Source organism: Pseudobutyrivibrio sp. JW11 (assembly GCF_900115355.1).
Taxonomy (GTDB): Bacteria; Bacillota; Clostridia; order Lachnospirales; family Lachnospiraceae; genus Pseudobutyrivibrio; species Pseudobutyrivibrio ruminis.
Window position 1 is genome coordinate 192,241 of the sequence record NZ_FOWB01000002.1, and the last position, 23,854, is coordinate 216,094.

Here is a 23,854-nt window from a genome sequence, read left to right on the forward strand (position 1 = left end):
TATTTGGGGGAAGAATATGTACGGTGTAGATTTTACAAAAAAGAAAAGAGTTATTGTAAAGGTTGGTTCATCAACCATAACACATGATGCAACTGGAAATATTGATTACACAAAGTTGGAACGACTTGTTCGACAGCTCTGTGATTTGCGTGCTCAAGGCAAGGATGTATGTCTTGTATCTTCAGGTGCGATTGCTGTTGGACGATATGCAATTGGTTTAAAAGAACGTCCTTCAGATTTGGCTACAAAGCAGGCTTGTGCTTCTATTGGCCAGGCTTATCTTATGTCGGTTTATCAAAAGCTTTTTTCTGAGTACAATCAAAGAGCCGGCCAGATTCTTATGACCAAAAAGACAATGACCGATCCAGAATCTAGAGAAAATGCTCGTAATACCTTTGAACAGCTGTTTAATCTAGGGGTTATTCCTGTAGTTAATGAAAATGATACTGTTGCCACTCATGAAATTCAATTTGGTGACAATGATTCATTGTCGGCTATTGTTGCAGCCCTTGTTAACGCTGATGCACTTATTCTTTTATCAGATATAGATGGTCTTTATACTGACAATCCAAACACAAACCCTAATGCTGAGTTTGTGCCAGTTGTAAAGGATATAGACTCTGTTTTTGAGATGGCTTCATCTGATAGTACATCAAATGTTGGCACAGGAGGAATGACTGCAAAGCTTAGAGCAGCACAAATAGCTACATATTCTGGTGCGGATATGGTTATTACAAACGGCACACATATAGGAAATATTCATCGTATTTTCGAAAATAAAGATAAAGGCACACTCTTTACAGCAAATAAAAGAGATGATGTCCATATATTAGATTTGTTAGAGGATTAATTATGATTACAGAGAAAGATATCGCAAGAATTAATGAACTTTACCATAAGCAGAAAGGTGAAGGTCTTACTGATGCTGAAAAAGCAGAGCAGGCTAAGCTTAGAAGAGCTTATATTGATGCAATTAAGGGCAATATCAGAACCCAGCTTAACAATATCGATATCGTAGACGAAGATGGTAAGGTAGAAAACCTTGGCGAAAAATATGGAAGTAAGTCAAACTAGTAATGATATTAGATTAACTTATAAAAGTATTAGAGATGGTATTTCAATTTCAGAAAGAAATCGATTGTCATCCCTTATTAGTGAAAATGTTTTGGCTCTTTTAGAATCTGATTTTAAAGGAGCTAATATTTTTTTATGCTATTATTCATTTGGAAGTGAAGTTAATTTAAAACAGTTATATTCCATTTTATTACAGCAGGGAAAGCATCTATATTTCCCAAAATGTGATAAAAAGAATCATCAGTTATATTTCTATGAAATAGTCGATTTAGAAAAGGATTTTTCTATTGGTTCATACAATATTATGGAACCGAAATCTGACATGAATTTACTTACTGATTTCAATCAGTCAATTATTTCTATAACCCCAGGGTTGATATTCGATAAAAAGCTTAATAGAATTGGTTATGGAGGCGGCTTTTATGATAGATTTTTCGAAAAGCATCCAAAAATAACAAGCATTGCGCCTTGCTTTTCAAAGCAGCTGGCGGAGAATATTCAAATCGAATCCCATGATATACCGATGGATTGTATTGTTACTGAAAACTTGGTTTTGAAAGGAAGTAGATCATGACATTAATTGAGCAGGCAACAAAAGCAAAGGCAGCAAAGTACAAAGTAGCTTTATTATCTACCGAGGCTAAAAACAAAGGGATATTAGCAGTTGCAGATGCCCTTGAGGAAAATAGCGCTGATATTATTAGTGCTAATAAAATCGATATGGCTAACGGTGAGAAAAAGGGATTATCCCAGGGATTGCTAGATCGATTGAAATTAGATGAATCTCGAATTAGCGGGATGGCAGAGGGATTGCGCCAGGTTGTAGAACTGGAGGATCCAATCGGAAAAATCACCGAAGAATGGGATAGACCTAACGGGCTCCATATAGCCAAAAGGCTTGTTCCAATTGGTGTTGTTGGCGTCATTTACGAGGCTCGTCCTAATGTAACTGCCGATGTGTTTGGCTTATGTTTCAAAACTGGCAATGCAACTATCTTAAAAGGTGGTTCGGATGCTCTTGAATCAAACAAGGCTATTGTAAAGATTATCAGGGATACTCTTGTGAAGGAAAATCTTCCAGTTGATGCTATTACATTAATCGAAGATACTACAAGAGAATCTACAAATCAGCTTATGCGAATGAACGGATATGTAGATGTTCTTATTCCTCGTGGAGGAGCTGGCCTTATTAAATCAGTTGTAGAAAATGCTTCTGTCCCAGTAATAGAAACAGGTTCTGGCAACTGCCATATTTACGTTGATTATGATGCAGATATCGATATGGCTATATCTGTTATCGAAAATGCGAAAACACAGAGAATTGGTGTATGCAACGCCTGTGAATCTCTTGTTATACATAAAGATATAGCAGCCAAGCTTCTTCCTGCTCTAAACGCAAAGCTTAGAGAGCACGGCGTACAAATATTTGCCGATGCTGATTCTAAGCAGTATCTTGAGGGTTCTTTTGATGCAACAGAGGAAGATTTTGGTAAGGAATATTTAGATTATATAATTTCAGTTAAGACTGTTTCTTCAGTAGAAGAGGCAATTGAACATATTAATAAATACAATACTGGTCATTCAGAATCGATCATTACTAATGACGAAGCTAATGCTAATATGTTCTTGAATGGCATTGATGCATCTTGTGTTTATGTTAATGCTTCAACCAGATTTACAGATGGATTTGAGTTTGGGTTCGGAGCAGAAATAGGAATTAGCACACAAAAACTTCATGCAAGAGGCCCTATGGGACTTTTAGCATTAACAAGTTATAAATATACAATCCGTGGTAACGGACAAATTAGAAAATAGTTAGGAATTAAAATGAGTATTACAGATTTATTAAACAATGCTCCAACAGAGGAGCCAGAACGCCAATATTATTTCATTAAGGAGGCTGCAAAAATTGTAGCTAAAAGAGAAGAAGAGCTTGGAAGAAAGCTTACTTGCTGTGTTGTTACATTTGGTTGCCAGATGAACGCAAGAGATTCTGAGAAGCTTCTTGGTGTTCTTAAGGAAATTGGTTATGAAGAAACAACAGATGAGAATGCTGATTTTGTAATCTACAATACATGTACTGTTAGAGAGAACGCAAATAATAAAGTTTACGGTCATCTTGGTATTCTTCACGGTTACAAGAAAAAGAATAAGAATATGATGATTGGTCTCTGCGGTTGTATGATGCAGGAGCCTACTGTTATCGAACACTTGCAGAACAACTACAAATTTGTAGATTTAATCTTTGGAACACACAACCTTTACAAGTTTGCAGAGCTATTTACAACAGCATTACTCAATAAAAAAGGAATGATTATTGATATTTGGAAGGATACCGACAAAATCGTAGAGAATCTTCCAATTTCTAGAAAATTCCCATTCAAATCTGGTGTAAATATCAGTTTCGGATGTAATAATTTCTGTACATATTGCATCGTACCTTATGTTAGAGGAAGAGAACGTTCTAGAAAGCCAGAAGATATCGTTAACGAAATTAAATCATTGGTAGCAGATGGCGTAGTTGAAATTATGCTTCTTGGTCAAAATGTTAACTCATACGGCGTAGGCCTTGAAGAAAAGGTTACTTTTGCAGAGCTACTTAAAATGGTAAATGATATCGAGGGACTTGAGCGAATTCGTTTTATGACTCCTCATCCAAAGGATCTTTCAGATGACCTTATTGAGGCAATGGCTACACTTCCAAAGGTATGCAAGCACATGCATTTACCTCTTCAGTCTGGAAGTAGCGAAATCCTTAAGAAAATGAACAGACGTTACACAAAGGAGCATTATCTCGGCTTAGTAGAAAAGCTTAGAGCTCGTATCCCTGATGTAGCGATTACTACAGATATTATCGTTGGTTTCCCTGGTGAAACAGAGGAAGATTTCCTTGAGACAATGGATGTAGTAGATAAGGTTCACTATGATAGCGCCTTCACATTCATTTATTCTAAGCGTACTGGAACTCCAGCAGCTACTATGGATAATCAGGTTCCTGAAGACGTAATCAAGGATAGATTTGATAGATTACTTGCCTTAGTACAAAAGCATGGACACGAAAAAGTAAAATCCCTTGAAGGAACTGTTCAAAAGGTGCTTGTTGAAGAAGTAAATGAACAGGATTCATCATTGGTATCAGGCAAGCTTGAAAACAATACAACAGTACATTTCCCAGGAGATGCATCTTTGATTGGAAAAATCGTTGAGGTTAAGTTAAACTGTTGTAAAGGATTTTATTTTATTGGGGAGAAAATATGATATCATTCATTCGAGGCACACTTACTGATATTGATGGCAACGTCATTATCGTTGACAATAATGGAATAGGTTATGGTGTTAATTCTTCAATGAATACAATTGGCAGTCTTCCTGCTATTGGTTCAGAAATCAAGCTTAACACCAAGCTGATTCCAAAAGAGGATTCTCTTACTTTATATGGATTCTATGACAAGGAGGAGCTTAAGATGTTTGAGCTTCTTCTTTCTGTCAGCGGAATTGGGCCTAAGGGAGCTCTTGCAATCCTTAGTTCCATGACCGTTTCAGACATTCGTTTTGCTGTAGCAGGAGGCGATTCCAAGGCCTTTGCTAAAGTTCCTGGAGTAGGAAAGAAAACAGCAGAAAGAGCAATAATCGATTTAAAGGATAAAGTTGATATTGTAGATGCATTCGAAGGTAAGCTTTCAGCAGGCCAGACAAAGATTGCCACCACTTCAACTGTAAAAGAAGAAGTACTAGAGGCACTTGTAGCACTTGGTTATTCTCCAAGCAATGCTGCTAGAGCTTTAGACAAGATGACAATTACAGATTCTACAACCACTGAACAGTTGCTTTCTGATACACTAAAACAAATGTCATTTATTTAAGGGTGAGAATATATGCTTTCAAACAAACAAATAACATCTACAATTGCATCTCACGAGGATTTAGTTACAGATAACGCTCTTAGACCAAAGAGCTTTGATGGCTACATTGGTCAGAATAAAGTCAAAGAGAACATGCAAATCTATATCGAGGCTGCAAAAAAGCGTGGCGAGGCACTGGATCATGTGCTTTTATATGGACCTCCAGGTCTTGGCAAAACCACTCTTGCAGGGATTGTAGCTTCCGAGATGAACTCAAATATTAAAGTTACATCAGGCCCTGCGATTACCATACCAGGTGAAATAGTAGCTGTTCTTATGACTTTAAAAGATGGTGATGTATTATTTATCGATGAAATTCATCGTCTTTCAAAGCCGGTAGAAGAGACTCTGTATTCTGCAATGGAGGATTTCGCCGTAGATATTGTTATGGGCAAAGATACAACAGCTCGTTCAATCCATACAAAGCTTCCTCGTTTTACACTTATTGGAGCAACCACAAGACCAGGTCTTTTATCAGCTCCACTTCGTGATAGATTCGGAATAATCGGCCATATGGATTATTACACTCCAGAGGAGCTATCAACAATCGTCACAGCTTCTGCTGGAAAGCTGGATGCTCCTATAGATTATGAAGGAGCTTACCAAATAGCTCTTAGATCAAGAGGAACCCCTCGTTTGGCAAACAGGTATTTAAAACGAGTGCGAGATTACGCTGAAGTTAAATTTGATGGTGTTATCACAAAGGATGTAGCTGCCGCCACACTAGATTCTTTAGAGGTTGACACATTAGGATTAGATAATAACGACAGAAACATATTGCTTGCAATAATCGAGCGTTTTAACGGAGGTCCAGTTGGCCTGGACAATCTTGCTGCCACAGTAGGAGAGGACTCAGGAACAATTGAGGATGTTTACGAGCCATATCTTCTCCAAAACGGCTTAATTATCCGCACTCCAAAGGGACGAGTTGCAACAAAAGAAGCATACGAACATTTTCACATGCCAATTCCAGAAAATGTAATGTGAAATCTTGTTTTTATGCAAAATAATATATATAATTATAATTGATTTTCTACAGGGAGGATGCGGTATATGGTTTCCGAGAAGAGCGCAAAAGTGCTTATAGGCGGAAAAGTTTATACGTTGAGCGGTTACGAAGAGGAGGAATATCTTCAAAAGGTTGCCAACTACATAAATTCAAAGCTTGACGAGTTTAATTCAATAGACGATTACAAGCGTATTTCTGCTGATTTAAAGGCTACTTTGCTTGAGCTAAATATTGCTGACGATTACTTCAAGGCGAAGACCCAGGTTGAATCCCTTGAATCTGATTTAGATATTCGTGATAAAGAAATTTACAATCTCAAACACGATTTAATATCAGCACAGCTTAAGACAGAGACTTTAGAAGAAACAATTACAAAGCTTGAAAGGGAGAACAAGGAGCTTCTTCTTCACAAGACAAAGCTTGAGGCTTCCCTAGAGGATGCTCTTCTAGGTTCTATTTCAGATGTATAATAATTGGGTCCCTTGATGGGGCCCTTATTTTATGAGGATATCTATGAATAAATTAGAATTACTTTCGCCAGCAGGCGATTTACAAATATTTAAAGCTGCTATCAATTCAGGAGCTGATGCAGTGTATTTTGGTGGAGATTTATTTGGCGCCAGAGCTTATGCTAAAAACTTCTCAATCGAAGATGCCAAAGAGGCTATTAAATATGCTCATTTACACGGTGCAAAGGCTTATCTTACTGTAAATACTTTGCTTAAAAATCTTGAAATTGAAGGCAAGTTGTACGAATACCTAAAAGCATACGTGGAAAATGGAGTAGACGCATTTATCGTTCAGGATTTTGGCGTATTTAATTTCATAAGAACCTATTTCCCGGATACTCATATTCATGTGAGCACTCAGGCTAGCCTTTGTACCGAATATGGTGCCAAGTTTTTTGAGAATTTAGGCGCATCTCGTATTGTTACAGCTCGCGAGATATCTATCAATGAAATTAGTAGAATCCATAGTGCTTGCCCTGATTTGGAAATCGAGTCTTTTGTGCACGGTGCTCTTTGCGTTTGCTATTCTGGACAGTGCTTGATGTCGTCAATTTTAGGTGGAAGATCTGGCAACAGAGGAAGATGTGCTCAACCTTGTAGACTTCCATACGAAGCTTTTGATGATAAAAATAATAAGCTTAACAAAAAAGGAAATTACATCCTTAGCCCTAAGGATTTTTGTACTATAAAGTATCTTCCTGAAATGATTGAAGCAGGTGTAATGTCTTTTAAAATCGAAGGAAGAATGAAGCAGATAGACTATGCAACAGGAGTTTTATCTGTATATAGACATTATATAGACCAGTATTTATACAAGGGTGCTGCTAATTATTCTGTATCAGATGAGGACATAACACGTCTTTTAAATTCAGGAAACAGAAGCGGATTTACAAATTTATATTTGCATTCCCACAATGGCCCTGAAATGATGACTTTCGAGGCCCCATCCCATACAAAAGCAGAATCTTCTAATGCAGAAATTTCAGAAAGAAAAATAAAAGTTAACTGCAAGGTTAGCGCAAATCTAGGAAAAGAGCTTCAGGTTACTTTCACGGATGATAACGGAAATGAAGGTAAATTTACAGGAAGTGTTATTGAAAAAGCTCAAAATAGAGCCACTAGCAAAGAAGATATCGTAAAAGCGATATCTGGTCTGGGAAATACATCATTTGAAATTGATAAATTAAACATTGATTATGATGATGATATTTTCTTGCCTGTTTCGGCTTTAAAGACCGCCAGAAGAGAAGCCATTGCAAAGCTTACTACTGTATTATCTACTGAGAAGAATAAAATAGTGGTTCCATTCGAGGAATTAAAGGTTCAAAGAAATATTCAGGCTTCACCAAAGGCTTTCATCACATTGCTAAAAGAAGAGCAGATTAAAGCATTGAAAAACTTTGATTTTATTGATGCTATTGCGGTTCCATCCCATTTATTCGAGACTGCAAAACAATATTTCTCTGGCAAAGTATATATTTACCTGCCAGCAGTGTTTAGAAGCAGCAAAATCAAGTCTTTAGATATAGATGATAGAGCAGACGGTGTAATAGCAGCAAGCTACGATGAGCTAGGTTATTTATCTAGTATTAAATATCCTCAGGAAAAAGTAATACTGGACCACAGGTTATATACTTTCAACAACCGAAGCGTTAAATCATTCGAAAAGCTTGGATTCAATAATAGCTGTATTCCTTATGAGCTTTCATTAAAGGAATTAAAGCACAGAGATAATCATAATTCTCAGATGATAATTTACAGCCGTATTCCTATGATGATTACAGCTAATTGCACTGTAAAGAACACTATCGGATGTAAAAAGGCTAACAGCCAGATTACGCTAGTAGACCGAAAAAATGAAAGCTTCATTGTAGCATGTGACTGTAATAATTGTTACAACACTATCTACAACAGTAAGAGATATATGGCATTTGATTTAAAGGATGAATTGCTATCTCTCGGTGTTAAAGAATTCAGATTAGATTTTACTGTTGAATCTGAATCAGAGACCGAAGAAATACTTAATCTTTATAAAGATGTATTTATCAAGAATCAACCTTTTAAATTCAAAGAAGACTTTACTAAAGGACATTTAAAAAGAGGAGTAGAATAACGTTGGTTAGCGTTCTGATAACTTTTTCCAGAATTACAATTTTAATCTTTGTAATGGTGTTTACACTATTAGATGTTATACAGATGTTTGAGGCAAAAATCGGTGAAGATTTATCGGGGATTTTTTCTACTATTCAATCTATCATGGTGGTCTGTTTTCTGATAAACGGCTCCATCATTTTATACTATGTAAAAGAAGACCCTAGAATTATTCTTTTGACTATCTTTCAGCTAGTTTTATTTATTACAATAGGCATATCAATGACCAAGCTAAACTACGGCAAATCTGGAGCTCTCTTAAATAATATGTTGATGCTTCTAAGCTTTAGTTTTATTGCGTTAGAAAGACTTGATATGAGTAGGGCAACCAGACAGTTTGTATTTGCCATTGCATCTGCCGGATTTGCTATTTTAGCTATGCTTGTACTTAAAAACATCAAGCATATCAATCGAAAACTATTTATTTTTGCCCTTGTTGGTATAGCGCTTCTTTTAATAGTGCATTTCACAGGAAAGGTGGAGTATGGCGCAAAGCTATCCCTTTCGTTTGGAAGCATAAGCATACAGCCTAGTGAATTTGTTAAGCTTACTTATCTGTTCTTTATCAGCGGTTGCATAGTCACTTACAAAGATATGCGTGGCTTTCTGTTTTCTACAATAGGAGCTGCATTACATGTTTTGGTATTAGTTTTTTCGAAAGATTTAGGAACAGCTATGATATTTCTTGTTGCCTATGTTTTTATCATTTTCATAGCTTACAAGAATTATATTGTTTTATCGTTGGAATTTATTGTAGCTTTTGCAGGCGGAATATTCGCATACAATAGATTTCCTCATATACAATCTAGATTTATTGCATGGTCTGACCCATTATCAGTTATCGATGATAAAGGATATCAAATTACACAGTCATTATTCGCAATTGGATCTGGAGGATGGTTCGGCTCCGGACTCACAAATGGTCAGCCAAATAAGATACCGGTTGTTACCAAGGACTTCATATTTGCAGCTATTTCAGAGGAATTAGGGGCAGTTGTAGCTATATGCTTAATAGTTATTGTAATGTGCACCAGCATTATGCTTTTTAATAGAGCTTTTGCATGTTCTAATAGCTTTTATATGTTGGTTATCAATGGAATCGCAATTATTTTTTCGATTCAAGCTATATTAAATATTGGTGGCGTAATCAAATTCATACCATCCACAGGTGTCACCTTACCTTTTATCAGCTATGGTGGCAGTTCTTTACTTTCAATGTTTATTTGTTTCTACATCGCACAGTGTTCTGATGAATTAATTTATATAAACAAAGGCAGAAGACGTTATGACTAAAAAGAAGACTACTAAGAAAGCAATTCGAAAAGAAATATATGTTATAGCAATTATGTTTGCCATGGTTTTTATTGCTATGATTGTCTACCTTTCTTATTACGTGAAAGAAGGAGCAAAAGATTTCATATATAATTCTTATAATTCAAGATTTTCTGCTTTTTCAGATGATGTAACCAGAGGTAGCATATATACCGCAGACGGGCATATTATAGCCAAAACAAGCTACGATGATTCCAAGCAGGAAATACGTGTATATCCAGACGAAAGGCTATTTAGCCATGCTGTAGGATATGTGGATCAGGGAATGGCTGGGCTAGAAGCCTATTATTCATTCGATTTGCTGAAGAGCCACATTTCACTTAAAGATCAGATTAACAATAATCTCAGCGGCAAGAAAAGCCCTGGAGACGATTTATACACTACATTTGATTATGAAACTCAGTTAGCTGCTTACGAAGGTATGGGAATGTACGACGGGGCAGTAATAGCAATCGAACCATCTACAGGAAAAGTTATTGCCATGGTATCCAAACCTGATTACGATCCAAACACAATTGCAACATACTGGGATGACATCAATAGTGAATCAAACAGCAAATCAGTTCTGTTAAACAGAGCCACACAAGGAGCGTATCCACCAGGCTCGACATTTAAAATTGTCACCACCATTGCCTATTTAAGAGCAAATAATGGTAATTCTGATTTTAGCTTTAATTGTAAGGGTTCCCTTAAAGTAGGGGATTATACAATTCATTGTAGTAGTAATGAATCTCACGGTTCAGAAAATCTATTAAAAGCATTTTCCAACTCCTGCAATAGTGCCTATGCATATATGGGAATCAATCTTGATAAAGATGAGTTCACTGAAACGGCAGAGGAATTATTATTTAACGATACATTGCCTACTCAGATTGAAGCTACTAAAGCATCCAATTTTTCTCTTGCAAATAGTGACAATAAGCTTGTCGGTCAAACATCCATAGGTCAGGGTAACACCACAGTTTCACCACTTCACATGTGCATGCTTGTTTCTGCAATTGCAAACGACGGTGAGTTGATGGAACCATATTACGCTGATAAACTGGTAAGCGCCGAAGGCGATATTGTTAGTCAGACAGATGAAAAGAGTTACGGACAAATTATGTCCGATTCTGAGGTAGATTTACTTAATGAATACATGGAAGCTGTTGTAATGGATGGAACTGCTGATAGCGTAGATTTTGGCGATTTAAAAGTATACGGCAAAACTGGAACAGCAGAGTATACAACAAATAAAAGTATGACCCATTCCTGGTTCGTTGGATACGCGATAGATAATACTGGAAAAGAACTGGCTATTGCTGTTATAATGGAGGGAGCAGGATATGGAAGTAAGCATGCAGCGCCATTGGCAGCAAAGGTTTTTAATGCATATTTCCAGTAACACTCTATATTTAAAAAATAAAATCAAGATATAGTGAAAAAATCATTGCAATTTACAATTTGCTTTGCTATAATTCGTTTGTTGCGTTTAGTCAATGCAATTTGTTTTTGAAATAAATTACAAGGAGGTGCAATCATGGCAAAATGTGCAGTTTGTGGAAAAGGCGCTCATTTCGGTAACAATGTGAGCCATTCTCATAGAAGATCCAATCATATGTGGAAGTCTAATGTGAAGTCCGTTAAGTGTAATGTGAATGGAACACCTAAGAAGTTATATGTATGTACTTCTTGTTTACGTTCTGGCAAGGTTGAGCGTGCTTAATCTTACACACGATATTGAAAGTCACTCGGAAGGGTGGCTTTTATTTTTTGTTTTAGGCATTAATCCTTACTTTCATTTTTAGTAAACATAGTATATAATGTTCTCATCATGAGTAAATATGCGAATTTGGAGGTAATTTTATGCAAGGTCAAATGGAAACAGAGCTTGGTAAGATTGTTATAGACACAGATGTTATTGCTACTTATGCCGGTTCAGTTGCAGTAGAGTGCTTCGGCATTGTAGGCATGGCTGCTGTCAATATGAAAGATGGCTTGGTTAAGCTTCTCAAGAAAGATTATTTAAATCACGGAATTAGTGTCAATATCAATGAGGACAACACAATTTCGTTAGATTTTCATGTTATTGTTTCATATGGTGTTAGCGTTGCTGCAGTAGCAGAAAACCTCATCGAAACAGTAAAATATAAAGTTTCGTCTTTTACTGGTTTAACTGTTGATACAATCAATATCTACGTTGAAGGCGTAAGAGTTATTGACTAAGGAGGATTTATACGTGGAGATTCAAACTATCGATGCGTCTTTATTATCAAAGATGTTCCTTTCGGGCGCAAAAAATCTTGAATCTAAAAAGGAATGGATTAACGAATTAAACGTTTTCCCAGTTCCTGATGGTGATACAGGTACAAACATGACTATGACTATCATGTCTGCAGCAAATGCTGTAATGGAACTTCAGAATCCAGACATGAAGACATTGTCTAAGGCTATTTCATCTGGCTCACTTAGAGGCGCTAGAGGTAATTCAGGTGTTATTTTGTCTCAGCTTTTCCGTGGTTTTACAAAGGTTATTTCAAGCCACGACGAAGTTGATATTCCACTTTTAAATGAAGCCTTTGAAAAGGCTGTTCAGACTGCTTACAAGGCAGTTATGCAACCAAAGGAAGGTACAATTCTTACAGTTGCCCGTGCTGCTGCTGACAAGGCTGCAGAGATGGCTACAAAGACAGACAATATCGTAGAATTTGCTGAAGCTGTTATCGCAGAAGCAGAGGATACACTTGCAAGAACTCCAGATATGCTTCCAGTTTTGAAGCAGGCTGGTGTTGTAGATTCAGGTGGACAGGGTCTTGTTCAGGTTCTTAAGGGAGCTTACGATGCCCTTATTGGTAAGGAAGTTGATTACACAACAGAAGCTGTAGAGGCTCCAAAGGCTAAGCCAGCTATTTCTAAGTATGCTGTTGAATTCGTTATCGAATCTGAGAAGCCACTTGCTTCATACCAGATCAAAGAATTAAGAGCAAAATTAGAGAAGTTAGCATCAGGAAAGGTTTCTGATCTTACAATCACAGAGACAAATTCTGATGAAGTAGTATTCTCTAGTGAAAAAGAAGATGTTAAAGAAGAAGCTCCAAAGTTTACAGAGCCTGCAAAGGAAATGGGATTCGTTTCAATTGCTACAGGTGATGGTCTTACATCTATCTTTACAGAGCTTGGTTGTGACTATATGATTCCAGGTGGTCAGACAATGAACCCTTCTACAGACGATATTCTTTCAGCTGTAGAAAAGGTTAATGCAAAGACTGTATTTGTTTTACCAAACAATAAAAATATCATTCTTGCAGCAAATCAGGCAGCTGCTATTTGTGAGGATAAAAAGATTATCGTTATCCCTACAAAGACAATTCCTCAGGGAATTACAGCTCTTATTTCATTCGCTGCAGACGCTAGCGTTGAAGATAACCAGGCAGCAATGACAGAAGAAATTTCTAATGTTAAGACTGGTCAGGTTACATACGCTGTTCGTGATACAGTTATTGATGATAAGGAAATCAGAAAAGATGACTGGATGGGTATGGGCGATTCAGGCCTCCTTTCAGTAAATGCTGATATTTCAACTGCATTCCTCGAGATGATCGACGAGATGGTTTCTGATGATTCCGCTGTAGTTTCTATCTACTGGGGTGAAGGTTCAAATCAGGATGATGCTCAGGCACTTGGCGACAAGGTCCTTGAGAAGTATCCAGATCTTGAAGTTGAAATTTCAGAAGGCGGACAGGCTGTTTACGCATATATCGTTTCAGTGGAGTAATATTATGGAGTTGTTATCACCGATTGACACTATTAAGGGCGTTGGAGAGAAGACAACTAAATTATTAAACAAGTTAGGAGTATATACCATAGAGGATATACTCCTTTTTTTTCCGCGTACCTATTTAATTTATCCTGAAGTATCTATACCAAACAAAGATAACGTCAATTCACTTGTTAGTATAGCTGGGCGCATCAAGACAAGCCCAAAGATATTTAGAACAAGAAACAAACTGGATGTATTATCAGCAACAGCATATGTGGATGATACGGCAGTTGATTTAGCCTGGTTTAATTCAAATTATATTAAATCCAGCCTGGAACCAGGCAAAATATATGTATTCTACGGAAGGCTATTATTTGACAAGGGGCGATACAAGATTACACAGCCTTTAATATTTGAAAGAGATAAATATGAGGAAATCCGCAAGCAAATACAGTCTATTTATCATTTAACTAAAGGCCTAAGCAACAATCTTGTATTAAAATCAGTTAAAAGTGGATTTGAGCACTGTAACATTCCAGAAAACAGGTTGCCTGAGGATATAGAATCCAAAAATGATTTTATGTCATATAAGGATGCAATTTACGCCTATCATTTTCCTAAGGATTTTGATGAGCTGGTAAAAGCACGCCGTCGCCTTGCTTATGAAGAAATGTTTTTCTTTATACTTAATTCCCGTTTACAGGAAGAAAAGGGCGTTTCATATCCGAATACATTCAATATCACACATCATCAGGAAACAGACGATTTTAGAAACTCATTACCTTTCGCTTTAACAAATGATCAATTAAAGGTTATTAATGACATTTCTAGTGATTTAACAGGAGAATACATTACTCAAAGATTAATTCAAGGTGATGTAGGAAGTGGTAAAACCATCGTTGCCTTTCTGGCTATGTTGGATGTTGCATTATCTGGATATCAGGCAGCAATCATGGCGCCTACAGAAGTTCTTGCAAAGCAGCACTATGAAAACTTCAAAAAATGGGTTGATGATGCTGGATTAGATATTCCAGTAGCTTTATTTACAGGCTCTATGAAGGTTTCTGAAAAGAAAGCTATGCAAAAGCTTGTAGATGAAAATGAGCAATGCTTAATCATTGGCACTCATGCCTTGATTTCAGAAGGCCGAACTTTTGGAGAATTGGCATTAGTAATCACCGATGAACAGCATAGATTTGGCGTACAGCAACGAGATAAGCTTTCCTCAAAGGGAAATCATCCTCATATTGTTGTCATGTCAGCAACCCCAATTCCTAGAACCTTGGCTATGATTCTCTATGGAAATATGCATGTTTCTGCAATCAAGGAGCTTCCAGCTAATCGATTACCTATAAAAACATGTGTAATTAAAGAAAGTATGCGAGCAACCGCTTACAAATTTGTTTCCGATGAAATAGCAAAAGGACATCAGGTATATATAATTTGTCCACTTGTTGAGGCATCAGAAACAACTGAAGCGCAAAACGTTACGGATTACAGCAAGAAACTAAAAGAGCACTTTAAAGATAAATATCAGATTGGTGTATTACATGGAAAAATGAAGCCTGCAGAAAAAAATCAGGTAATGGATGATTTTGCTAATCATAAAACTGATATATTGGTTTCTACAACTGTTGTAGAGGTAGGTGTAAATGTTCCAAACGCAACAGTCATGATGATTGAAAACGCTAATAGATTTGGTCTTGCGGCTCTTCATCAATTACGAGGGCGAGTTGGTAGAGGCGACGCTCAAAGCTACTGTATTTTGATGAATTCAAGCTCTGATAATCATGAATCAGAACGTTTAAATATAATGCTTAAATCAAACGATGGTTTCTATATCGCTAAAGAAGATTTGAAATTACGTGGTCCAGGCGATATGTTTGGAGTTCGTCAAAGTGGCGAATTCAGCTTTAAGGTTGCCGATATTTATCAAGATGCTGATGAGCTTGAGATGGCTTCATCTGATGTAGATGAGATATTAAAAAAGGACCCTGAACTGGAAAAACATCCAGCTCTAAGGTCCACATTAAACTCATTCTTGGCTAATCAATTTTACGTGCTCTAAGGTAGGAGTAGCCATAAGAGAGTAATTAGTGTAATAAACTACAAAGCCTGCTACAGCACTAGCGGGCTTTTTTACGTTCTTCTTTTGCAAGTAATCAATCTCAACTTTTTGAGAATCACGACCAGAAGAATAGTAAGCGGCCAACTCTGCAGCATATTCATAGGTACTGTCTGGTAATTCCTTACCATTTGTTTTAACAATTACATGACTGCCATGTATCTTTTTTGTATGGAACCACCAATCATTTCCTGTAGCAAATTTAAAAGTAAGTTCATCGTTCTGGTAGTTGTTTTTACCAACATAAATATCGAACCCATTATCATCAACAAAATGTAATGGTTTGCTTTTCTTGATTTTTTCTTTTTTATTACCAGAATGTTTTTTAATGAATCCGTGATCAGATAATTCGCGTCGAATTTCAGCTAAATCATTTTCATTTTCGGCGATATTCAAAGCAGCCTCGATAGATTGCAGTAATTCCAATTCCTGCTTTGACTGTTCAATATAAATGTTGAGAGCTTCTGCTGTTCTTTTTAACTTTGCATATTTATCAAAATATTTCTTGGCATTTTCGGTAGCAGACAAATCAGGATCAAGAGGTATTGTCAATTCCTTGTTGTCATAGTAATTAATAACCGTTATGGATTTATCCTTTGGCTTTGCTTCGTAGCCGTAGGTGTGAAGCATTTCGCCGTAGATCTTGTATTTATCGCGTTTTTCTGTATCCTTTTGCTGTTTTAATTGCAAATCAAGCTTCTTAGAAGCACGCTCTATGTGATTTGTAATAATCTTACGTAAATCAGAGGATTTCTGACGAATGTTTGTGTATTGATTACGCTTAGCATAAAACTCAATTAATACTTCAGACATTGTCTGGAAAGATTTTGCTTCCATATCCTGATACATTGTAAGGTTAACAGGCGCATATTCAATTGGCTTGCCATTTGCTCCATCTACAATGATATTGTAAGAGTAGTTATCATTTCTAATATCATCCATCAAGCCGGTAAAGCTATTCCAAAGCTTATCTTTGTGTTCGTCAAAAAGAGAAGCGCAGCTTGCATCAGAATCTATTCCCGCTCTGAAACAAATTTCATTGGCAATTGTAGGGCTTATACCAATATATGATGACATAAGTGCTCTAAACACGGATTCGCTTCGTTTAAGAACTGTATTCTTAAAGGAATCCTCTGATGACTCCAAAGGATTCGTTTTGCCTTCCTGGGTTGGAATAAAGTAGTCTCGACCAGGCAAAACTTCTCTTACAGAACTAACTGAAGATGGAATATGCTTTATGGAATCCAAAATCATATTATCTTCGTTGCAAAAGATTATGTTAGAATGCTTACCCATAATCTCAATATAAAGATATTTGTATGTAATATCACCCATTTCATTTAAATGCTGGATTTTAAAGCGAACGGCGCGTTCCATTCCCATTTGAGAAATTTCAATAATTCTTCCTGCGCCTATATGCTTTCTAAGCAACATACAAAATCCTGGAGCTTGGGCTGGTGCAGTTTTATTTTCATCTGTGATATACATAAATGGAAGAGAAGCGTTTGCTGATATTAACAATCGTTTGTTTCCATTTTGAGTATTTATAGTAATCAATAATTCCTCTTTTTCAGGCTGAGAAATTTTATTGATTTTTCCATTCAAAAATGTCTCGTTAAATTCATGTACTAATGCATGAATAGAAATACCATCTAATGCCATTTTCTTGTCCTTTCAAAGTACTAGTACTTCATCCTTTATTGTTGACTATCATGATACATTTAATTATAATTAATTACAACTGTGTACACTTCAGAGTAATGTAATTTTTATTATAAAATTCTAAGGAGAGACATCTTCACATGGTACGTAGTATGACTGGATACGGCAAGGGCTTTGCTGAAAATTCTGATGCCCGTGTCACAATAGAAATGAAGTCTGTTAATCACAGATATCTTGATTTAAATATCAAACTCCCAAAGAAACTTAATTTTTTAGAGAGTGTAGTTCGCAACAAAATTGGCGAAAGTATATTTAGAGGAAAGGTAGATGTTTACATCACTTTACTCGAGCATTCTGATGCCTGCTATCAGGTATCTATCAACGATGCTATGGCAGCTAAATACTATGAATCTATTTCTGCTATGGCTGAAAAGCTCGGTGTCGACAACGATATGAAGGCTAGCAGCATTGTTCGTCTTCCAGATGTTATTGAGCTTACAGAAAATGATGCTGATGAAGATAGCCTGAAGGAATTGGTGCTTTCAGCTCTTTCAGATTGCATCGATCAATTCGTAGAGTCAAGAATAGCAGAGGGCCAGCGTTTAGAATCTGATTTAGTTTCTAAGATGGATGACATGCTTATTCTCGTTGACAAGCTTGAAAAACGTAGTCCACAGATTATCGAAGAATACAAAGCTCGTCTTACTTCAAAGATTCAAGAGCTTCTTGATGATACTAAAATCGACGAGGCACGTATCGCTCAGGAAGTCACAATGTACGCAGATAAGATTTGTATCGATGAAGAAATGGTTCGTTTAAAGAGTCATGTAGCAGAAACAAGATCTGTATTTGATTTAGATAAGGAAGTTGGTAGAAAGCTTGATTTCCTTGCCCAAGAACTTAATCGTGAAGCAAATACCATTCTTTCAAAATCAACAGATGTTGAAATTGCTGATATCGGTATCACTCTTAAAACACTTATCGAAAAGGTTAGGGAGCAAATCCAAAATATAGAATAATATGGCTTTTATAAATATAGGTTTTGGAAACATTATTAATAGCAATAAAATTGTATCGATGATCACCTCCGATTCGGCACCTTCAAAGCGTATAGTTGCCAATGCAAAAGAAAAAGGCAACATAATTGACGCAACACAGGGGCGTCGCACTAGATGTGTGATAATATGCGATGAGTATGTGGTTTTATCTGCACTTATGCCAGATACAATAGCAAATAGAATTAGCGATAATTCATTTAAGGAGGAGATAGACAATGATTAGTGATAAAGGTCTTGTAATTGTTCTTTCAGGCTTTTCAGGAGCTGGTAAAGGAACAATCATGAAGCATTTGCTTGAGGCACATCCTAATGATTACAATCTTTCAATTTCCGCTACAACACGTGATATTCGTGCAGGAGAGAAGGATGGAAGAGAATACTTCTTTAAAACAAGAGAAGAATTCGACAAAATGATAGAAAATGACGAGTTACTTGAGTATGCAACTTTCAATGGTAACTCATACGGAACACCTCGTGCTTACGTTGAGCAGTTAATCGAGCGTAAAAAGGATGTTATCCTTGAAATAGAAATCCAGGGTGCACTTCAGGTTAAGAAAATGTTCCCTGATGCACTTTTACTTTTCACAATGCCACCATCAGCCAAGGAGCTTGAAAACAGACTTGTTGGCAGAGGCACAGAAACAGATGAAGTAATCAAAGAGAGATTAGCAATTTCATGCAAGGAATCTCAAAACATGGACAAGTATGATTACCTGATTGTAAACGATTCATTGGAAAAAGCTGTAGATCAGGTTCATAATATAATTCAGGCTGAACATTATAGAGTAGAAAGAAATCATTCAGCTATTAAAGAAATGCAAGAAGAATTAAAGATATTTGAAAGGAGTAATTAATTATGATACATCCATCTTATGTTGAACTTATGGAAAAGGTAAATGAAAATGTTGAGGTTGGAGAGGAGCCAGTTGTAAACAGTCGTTACACAATCGTTGCTGCTACAGCAAAGCGTGCTCGTCAGATTATCGACGGAGCTGAGCCACTCATCAACTGCCAGAAGGGTGAAAAGCCACTTTCAATCGCTGTTAATGAGCTTAACGAAGGCGCTATTAAAATTATTAATGAGGATGCAAACAACTAACCTATGAATGTATTATTTGTTTCATTAGGCTGCGATAAAAACCTTGTTGATTCGGAGCATATGCTTGGTGATCTTATTGACCACGATTTCACAATTTGTGACAACGAGGAAGACGCAGATATCATTGTTGTTAATACATGTTCTTTTATCGCTGATGCAATGGAGGAAAGTATCCAGACTATCATCGATTTAGGAGCATATAAGGAGTCAGGCAAGCTTAAGGGACTTATTGTTTCTGGGTGTCTGGCTCAGCGTTTTACTGAGGATATTCTTGAAGAACTTCCTGAGGTTGACGCCATCATCGGAACCAATTCCTATGATGAATTAGTTAATGCAATCAATATAGTCTTAGAAAAGAACGGTGAAAAGCCTGTTTTCAAGAAAGAATTAAAAGGGCTTCCTAAGGATGGCCGAAGAGTTCTTACAACAGGTGGTCACTATGCGTACCTTAAGATTGCTGAAGGCTGCAACAAACGCTGCACCTACTGTATAATTCCATTCTTACGCGGCGATTATCGCTCTGTACCTATGGAAAAGCTTTTGGCAGAAGCAAAACAGTTGGCTGCAGATGGAGTAAAGGAACTCATTCTTGTTGCACAGGAAACAACAGTCTACGGTATGGATATTTATGGCAAGAAATCACTCACAGATCTTCTTCACAAGCTTTGTGAAATCGATGGAATTGAATGGATTCGTATTCTTTATGCTTACCCTGAGGAAATCACTGATGAGCTTATAGAATGCATGGCATCTGAGCCAAAGATTTGCCACTATATCGATATGCCTATACAGCATTGTAATGATCAGCTTCTCCATAATATGGCTAGAAAAACAAATAAAGCTGACATTATGAATATAGCAGACAGATTGCGCAAGGCTATGCCAGATATTTCCCTTAGAACCACTTTGATTTGTGGCTTCCCAGGTGAAACAGAAGAGATGCATGAAGAGCTTTTACAGTTTATCAAGGATATGTCTTTTGATAGACTTGGCGCTTTTGCCTACTCAAAAGAAGAAGGTACTGTAGCTGCTACTTGGGACAATCAAGTAGATGAAGATTTAAAGAAAAAATGGTTAGATGAGGTTATGCTTTGCCAAAAAGATATATCTTTATCTAACAATAAAAAATACATCGGAAGAACACTGAGAGTTTTCATCGAAGGAAAGCTTCCAGAAGATGGAGTCTTTATAGGTAGAACATATCGCGACACACCTTCAGTAGATGGTTTTATTTTTGTAAATAGCGATACTGAACTTACCAGCGGACAGTTCGTAGATGTTGAAGTTACAGGTTTTGACGAATATGATTTAATAGGAGATGTAAAGTTATGAATTTAAAGGAAATGAATTTACCTAACAAACTTACATTATTCAGAGTTGTACTTATTCCTTTTTTTGTTTTATTTTTACTTATCAACCCTGAAAATCAAGCACTTCGTATTATTGCTGATTTAATCTTTATTGTAGCGTCTCTAACAGATATGTTAGATGGAAAGATTGCACGTAAATACAATCTTGTTACAAATTTTGGAAAGTTTATGGACCCATTGGCAGATAAGCTTTTAGTTTGCTCAGCAATGATTTGTCTTATTTCTACAGGCCAGTTATATGCTTGGATTGTTATTATTATCGTAGCAAGAGAGTTTATTATTTCCGGCTTTAGACTTATAGCTGCTGAGAATGGTGTTGTTATAGCTGCAAACATTTTCGGAAAGCTTAAGACTGTTTCACAGATGATTATGATTATCATCCTTGTTGCAAACCTTCCATTTGGTTGGTTGCAGGTATTAGGACAGGTGTTAATTTGGGTATCACTTGTACTTACAGTTCTTTCACTTGTAATATACATTTACCAGAATAGTGAAGTTCTCAAGGAGCAAAACTAATTATGGAAATTTCCAATATTCTTGAAAGATTGATAGCTAACAAGCTTACAGTGTCAACTTCTGAATCTTGTACAGGTGGTATGATTGCAAGCTCTATTGTAGATTTTCCAGGAGCTTCAAATTGTTTCAATGAAGGATATGTTACATATTCCAACGAGGCCAAAATCAAGAATTTAGGCGTAAAAGATGAAACACTTATGGCTTACGGTGCTGTTAGTGAACAGACTGCAAAAGAAATGGCTATCGGAGTCAAGAAAAAGGCAAAGGCTGATTTCGGTTTATCCTCAACCGGTATAGCTGGTCCAGGAGGTGGTTCTCCAACTAAGCCAGTAGGCCTAGTTTATATTGGATGTTCATATGGTGAGTCCAACGTAAAGGTTAAAGAATTGCATTTGACTGGAAGCAGAACAGAGGTTAGAGCGCAGGCTACAAATCTCGCATTCCAGCTTCTAGATGAATGCATGAGAGAACTTAACATATAATGAGGTAATAGTTTTGAGAATAATTTCCGGAAGTAAACGTGGGATGAATTTACAGACTCCCGAAGGCCTCGGCACCAGACCTACTTCTGATAGAATCAAAGAAACATTATTTAATATGATTTCTTTTGATATACCTGGTTGCAGATTCTTAGATTTGTTTTCAGGTAGCGGTCAAATGGGTATCGAAGCTCTTAGTAGAGGAGCAAGTGAAGCTGTTTTTGTAGAAAAAGATAAAACAGCCATCTCATGCATCGAAAATAATTTATCCAAAGCAAAGTTCACAGATGAAGCAACACTTTACAAAGAGGACGTATTTTCAGCTTTGAACAAGCTAAATGGAAATGAAGAATTTGATTTTGTTTTTATGGATCCTCCATATAACAAACTTATAGAAAAACAGGTTTTAGAAGTATTGGCAAACAAAAGCTATATTTCTAACGAAACCACCATTATAGTAGAAGCCAGTCTTGATACAGATATAGACTATGTTTCAGAATTAGGCTATACAATTACCAAAGAAAAACTATACAAGACTAATAAGCATATATTTTTAAAGAAGGCGTAAAATGAGACGAGCAATTTATCCAGGAAGCTTTGACCCAATCACTTATGGGCATCTTGACATTATTAAAAGGGCTAGCAAGCTTTGTGATGAACTTGTTGTTGGCGTTTTAAATAACAAGCAAAAAAATCCGTTGTTTTCCATTGATGAACGTGTTAACATGATAAGAGAATTGACTGAAAATTTAGACAATGTTAAGGTCGATTCTTTCGAAGGACTTACCGTAGACTTTGCAAAGGCAAAGGATGCACAGGTAATAATTAGAGGGCTTAGAGCTGTTACTGATTTTGAAATCGAAATTCAAATAGCTCAATCTAATAAAGTTCAATATCCTGATTTAGAGACTTTATTTATGCCTACATCTTTAAAATATTCTTATTTGAGTTCTACAGTCGCAAAGGAATTTGCGTCTTATGGAGGAGATATCAGCCTATTTGTTCCACCTCAGGTTATACCTCTCATAGAAGCCAAAATTAAAGACAAGGAGAAGTAATTACCATGGCAAGTACAAGCAAAATTGAAGATATCATTGACGAAATCGAAGCTTATATTGATGATTGTAAGCCATCTGCTTTTTCTACAAACAAAATCGTAGTTAACAAGGACGAGCTTGAATCACTTTTACAGGAACTTAGAACAAAGACTCCTGATGAAATCAGAAAATATCAGCGAATGATTGCAAACAGAGAACAGATTCTTGCAGATGCAAAAGCAAAGGCTGATGAAATAATTAGTCAGGCACAGATTCAGACAAACGAACTTGTTTCTGAACATCAAATTATGCAGCAAGCATATGCTCAGGCTAATGAAGTTATTCTTATTGCGCAGAAAAACGCTCAAGAGAAAATCGATAGAGCTACAGAAGATGCTAACAACATCAGAATGGGTGCTATCGCTTATACAGATGAGCTATTAGCAAATATCCAAACTATACTTGCAAATGCAATTGACACAACAAGAGCACGTGACGAGGCATTCCTTGGCACAATGCAGGTTTACTTAGATACAGTTAATGGAAACAGAGCAGCGCTTGTTCCTGATTCATTAAATGACGGCGATTCTGATCCAGCTCAGAGTTTAGATTCTACAGGTGATGCAGCTGTGAATGAGCCAGCTCCACAACAGCAGGCAGATGTCACTTCAAACGGTAATGATGCTGATGAGGATTTACCAGCACTTGATATTCCTGAGCAGTTCTTTAACAAGGAATAATCATAAGTTTAGATTTTACAGCCAACTTGTATTACATACAGTTGGCTTATTT

The 23,854-nt window shown here is 36.7% G+C and carries 26 protein-coding genes; 25 read left to right on the forward strand and 1 reads right to left on the reverse strand.

Annotated elements, in window-relative coordinates:
* Window positions 1–16 precede the first annotated feature (16 nt).
* The 15 genes from proB to recG all read left to right on the forward strand — a co-directional run bounded on the left by proB (window position 17) and on the right by recG (window position 15,784).
* On the forward strand, window positions 17–850 hold the full coding sequence (gene proB / locus BM102_RS03125) for a glutamate 5-kinase (protein ID WP_074788937.1): 834 nt from the start codon (window positions 17–19) through the stop codon (window positions 848–850).
* A gap of 2 nt (window positions 851–852) precedes the next feature.
* Window positions 853–1,074 (forward strand): DUF896 domain-containing protein, encoded by a 222-nt coding sequence (locus BM102_RS03130; RefSeq protein ID WP_177175553.1) that lies wholly within the window; start codon window positions 853–855, stop codon window positions 1,072–1,074.
* Entirely contained in the window at window positions 1,055–1,648 is a 594-nt protein-coding gene (locus BM102_RS03135) for a 5-formyltetrahydrofolate cyclo-ligase (protein WP_090478838.1), read from the forward strand. The genes BM102_RS03130 and BM102_RS03135 overlap by 20 nt, the downstream gene beginning before the upstream one ends.
* Window positions 1,645–2,889, forward strand: coding sequence for a glutamate-5-semialdehyde dehydrogenase (locus tag BM102_RS03140; protein WP_090478841.1), 1,245 nt, complete (start codon window positions 1,645–1,647; stop codon window positions 2,887–2,889). Before BM102_RS03135 ends, BM102_RS03140 begins: the two co-directional genes overlap by 4 nt.
* Before the next feature lie 12 nt (window positions 2,890–2,901).
* Entirely contained in the window at window positions 2,902–4,332 is a 1,431-nt protein-coding gene (miaB, locus tag BM102_RS03145) for a tRNA (N6-isopentenyl adenosine(37)-C2)-methylthiotransferase MiaB (RefSeq protein WP_090393923.1), read from the forward strand.
* Window positions 4,329–4,937 carry a Holliday junction branch migration protein RuvA gene (gene ruvA, locus BM102_RS03150; protein WP_090478844.1) on the forward strand — a complete coding sequence of 203 codons (609 nt, stop codon included), beginning with the start codon at window positions 4,329–4,331 and terminating at the stop codon, window positions 4,935–4,937. The genes miaB and ruvA overlap by 4 nt, the downstream gene beginning before the upstream one ends.
* 12 nt (window positions 4,938–4,949) lie before the next feature.
* Complete coding sequence (gene ruvB / locus BM102_RS03155) at window positions 4,950–5,963, forward strand: Holliday junction branch migration DNA helicase RuvB (RefSeq protein WP_033154145.1); 1,014 nt, start codon at window positions 4,950–4,952, stop codon at window positions 5,961–5,963.
* A 66-nt stretch (window positions 5,964–6,029) separates the two neighbouring features.
* Window positions 6,030–6,455: a cell division protein ZapA gene (locus BM102_RS03160; RefSeq protein ID WP_044934527.1), complete on the forward strand. Its 426-nt coding sequence runs from the start codon at window positions 6,030–6,032 to the stop codon at window positions 6,453–6,455.
* A 43-nt stretch (window positions 6,456–6,498) separates the two neighbouring features.
* Window positions 6,499–8,607: a U32 family peptidase gene (locus tag BM102_RS03165; RefSeq protein ID WP_177194886.1), complete on the forward strand. Its 2,109-nt coding sequence runs from the start codon at window positions 6,499–6,501 to the stop codon at window positions 8,605–8,607.
* A gap of 83 nt (window positions 8,608–8,690) precedes the next feature.
* On the forward strand, window positions 8,691–9,938 hold the full coding sequence (locus BM102_RS03170; RefSeq protein WP_177194887.1) for an FtsW/RodA/SpoVE family cell cycle protein: 1,248 nt from the start codon (window positions 8,691–8,693) through the stop codon (window positions 9,936–9,938).
* Entirely contained in the window at window positions 9,931–11,361 is a 1,431-nt protein-coding gene (locus tag BM102_RS03175) for a peptidoglycan D,D-transpeptidase FtsI family protein (RefSeq protein WP_090478852.1), read from the forward strand. The genes BM102_RS03170 and BM102_RS03175 overlap by 8 nt, the downstream gene beginning before the upstream one ends.
* Window positions 11,362–11,496: 135 nt before the next feature.
* Complete coding sequence (rpmB, locus tag BM102_RS03180) at window positions 11,497–11,682, forward strand: 50S ribosomal protein L28 (RefSeq protein ID WP_015549663.1); 186 nt, start codon at window positions 11,497–11,499, stop codon at window positions 11,680–11,682.
* A gap of 140 nt (window positions 11,683–11,822) precedes the next feature.
* Window positions 11,823–12,182 (forward strand): Asp23/Gls24 family envelope stress response protein, encoded by a 360-nt coding sequence (locus BM102_RS03185; RefSeq protein ID WP_033154141.1) that lies wholly within the window; start codon window positions 11,823–11,825, stop codon window positions 12,180–12,182.
* A 13-nt stretch (window positions 12,183–12,195) separates the two neighbouring features.
* Window positions 12,196–13,731, forward strand: a complete 1,536-nt coding sequence (locus tag BM102_RS03190; RefSeq protein WP_090478855.1) for a DAK2 domain-containing protein — start codon at window positions 12,196–12,198, stop codon at window positions 13,729–13,731.
* A gap of 4 nt (window positions 13,732–13,735) precedes the next feature.
* Complete coding sequence (recG, locus tag BM102_RS03195) at window positions 13,736–15,784, forward strand: ATP-dependent DNA helicase RecG (protein WP_090478858.1); 2,049 nt, start codon at window positions 13,736–13,738, stop codon at window positions 15,782–15,784.
* Here recG and BM102_RS03200 read toward each other — a convergent pair.
* Window positions 15,752–17,503 (reverse strand): Rqc2 family fibronectin-binding protein, encoded by a 1,752-nt coding sequence (locus BM102_RS03200; RefSeq protein ID WP_090478861.1) that lies wholly within the window; start codon window positions 17,501–17,503, stop codon window positions 15,752–15,754. The genes recG and BM102_RS03200 overlap by 33 nt on opposite strands.
* 140 nt (window positions 17,504–17,643) lie before the next feature.
* Between BM102_RS03200 and BM102_RS03205 the strand changes: the two genes are divergently transcribed.
* From BM102_RS03205 to BM102_RS03250, 10 genes are read left to right on the forward strand one after another with little or no spacing between them, the layout of a single operon-like run.
* The gene (locus BM102_RS03205; protein WP_242942894.1) at window positions 17,644–18,522 is read left to right on the forward strand and encodes a YicC/YloC family endoribonuclease; all 879 of its coding nucleotides are present in this window, start codon (window positions 17,644–17,646) and stop codon (window positions 18,520–18,522) included.
* A 1-nt stretch (window position 18,523) separates the two neighbouring features.
* Entirely contained in the window at window positions 18,524–18,784 is a 261-nt protein-coding gene (locus BM102_RS03210) for an extracellular matrix/biofilm biosynthesis regulator RemA family protein (protein ID WP_044934514.1), read from the forward strand.
* Complete coding sequence (gene gmk / locus BM102_RS03215; RefSeq protein ID WP_044935020.1) at window positions 18,780–19,415, forward strand: guanylate kinase; 636 nt, start codon at window positions 18,780–18,782, stop codon at window positions 19,413–19,415. Before BM102_RS03210 ends, gmk begins: the two co-directional genes overlap by 5 nt.
* A 2-nt stretch (window positions 19,416–19,417) precedes the next feature.
* The gene (rpoZ, locus tag BM102_RS03220) at window positions 19,418–19,660 is read left to right on the forward strand and encodes a DNA-directed RNA polymerase subunit omega (RefSeq protein WP_044934512.1); all 243 of its coding nucleotides are present in this window, start codon (window positions 19,418–19,420) and stop codon (window positions 19,658–19,660) included.
* A 3-nt stretch (window positions 19,661–19,663) separates the two neighbouring features.
* On the forward strand, window positions 19,664–20,992 hold the full coding sequence (gene rimO / locus BM102_RS03225; RefSeq protein WP_090478864.1) for a 30S ribosomal protein S12 methylthiotransferase RimO: 1,329 nt from the start codon (window positions 19,664–19,666) through the stop codon (window positions 20,990–20,992).
* Between the two features lie 11 nt (window positions 20,993–21,003).
* Window positions 21,004–21,546 carry a CDP-diacylglycerol--glycerol-3-phosphate 3-phosphatidyltransferase gene (gene pgsA / locus BM102_RS03230; RefSeq protein WP_090479071.1) on the forward strand — a complete coding sequence of 181 codons (543 nt, stop codon included), beginning with the start codon at window positions 21,004–21,006 and terminating at the stop codon, window positions 21,544–21,546.
* Window positions 21,547–21,548: 2 nt separating this feature from the next.
* Window positions 21,549–22,028, forward strand: a complete 480-nt coding sequence (locus tag BM102_RS03235; protein WP_044934508.1) for a CinA family protein — start codon at window positions 21,549–21,551, stop codon at window positions 22,026–22,028.
* Window positions 22,029–22,041: 13 nt separating this feature from the next.
* Complete coding sequence (rsmD, locus tag BM102_RS03240) at window positions 22,042–22,593, forward strand: 16S rRNA (guanine(966)-N(2))-methyltransferase RsmD (RefSeq protein ID WP_090393933.1); 552 nt, start codon at window positions 22,042–22,044, stop codon at window positions 22,591–22,593.
* A 1-nt stretch (window position 22,594) separates the two neighbouring features.
* Window positions 22,595–23,083 carry a pantetheine-phosphate adenylyltransferase gene (gene coaD, locus BM102_RS03245; protein ID WP_033154133.1) on the forward strand — a complete coding sequence of 163 codons (489 nt, stop codon included), beginning with the start codon at window positions 22,595–22,597 and terminating at the stop codon, window positions 23,081–23,083.
* 5 nt (window positions 23,084–23,088) lie between these two features.
* A complete protein-coding gene (locus tag BM102_RS03250) occupies window positions 23,089–23,802 on the forward strand; it encodes an ATP synthase subunit B family protein (protein WP_044934504.1) in 714 nt (237 codons plus the stop codon).
* The last annotated feature ends 52 nt before the right edge of the window (window positions 23,803–23,854 follow it).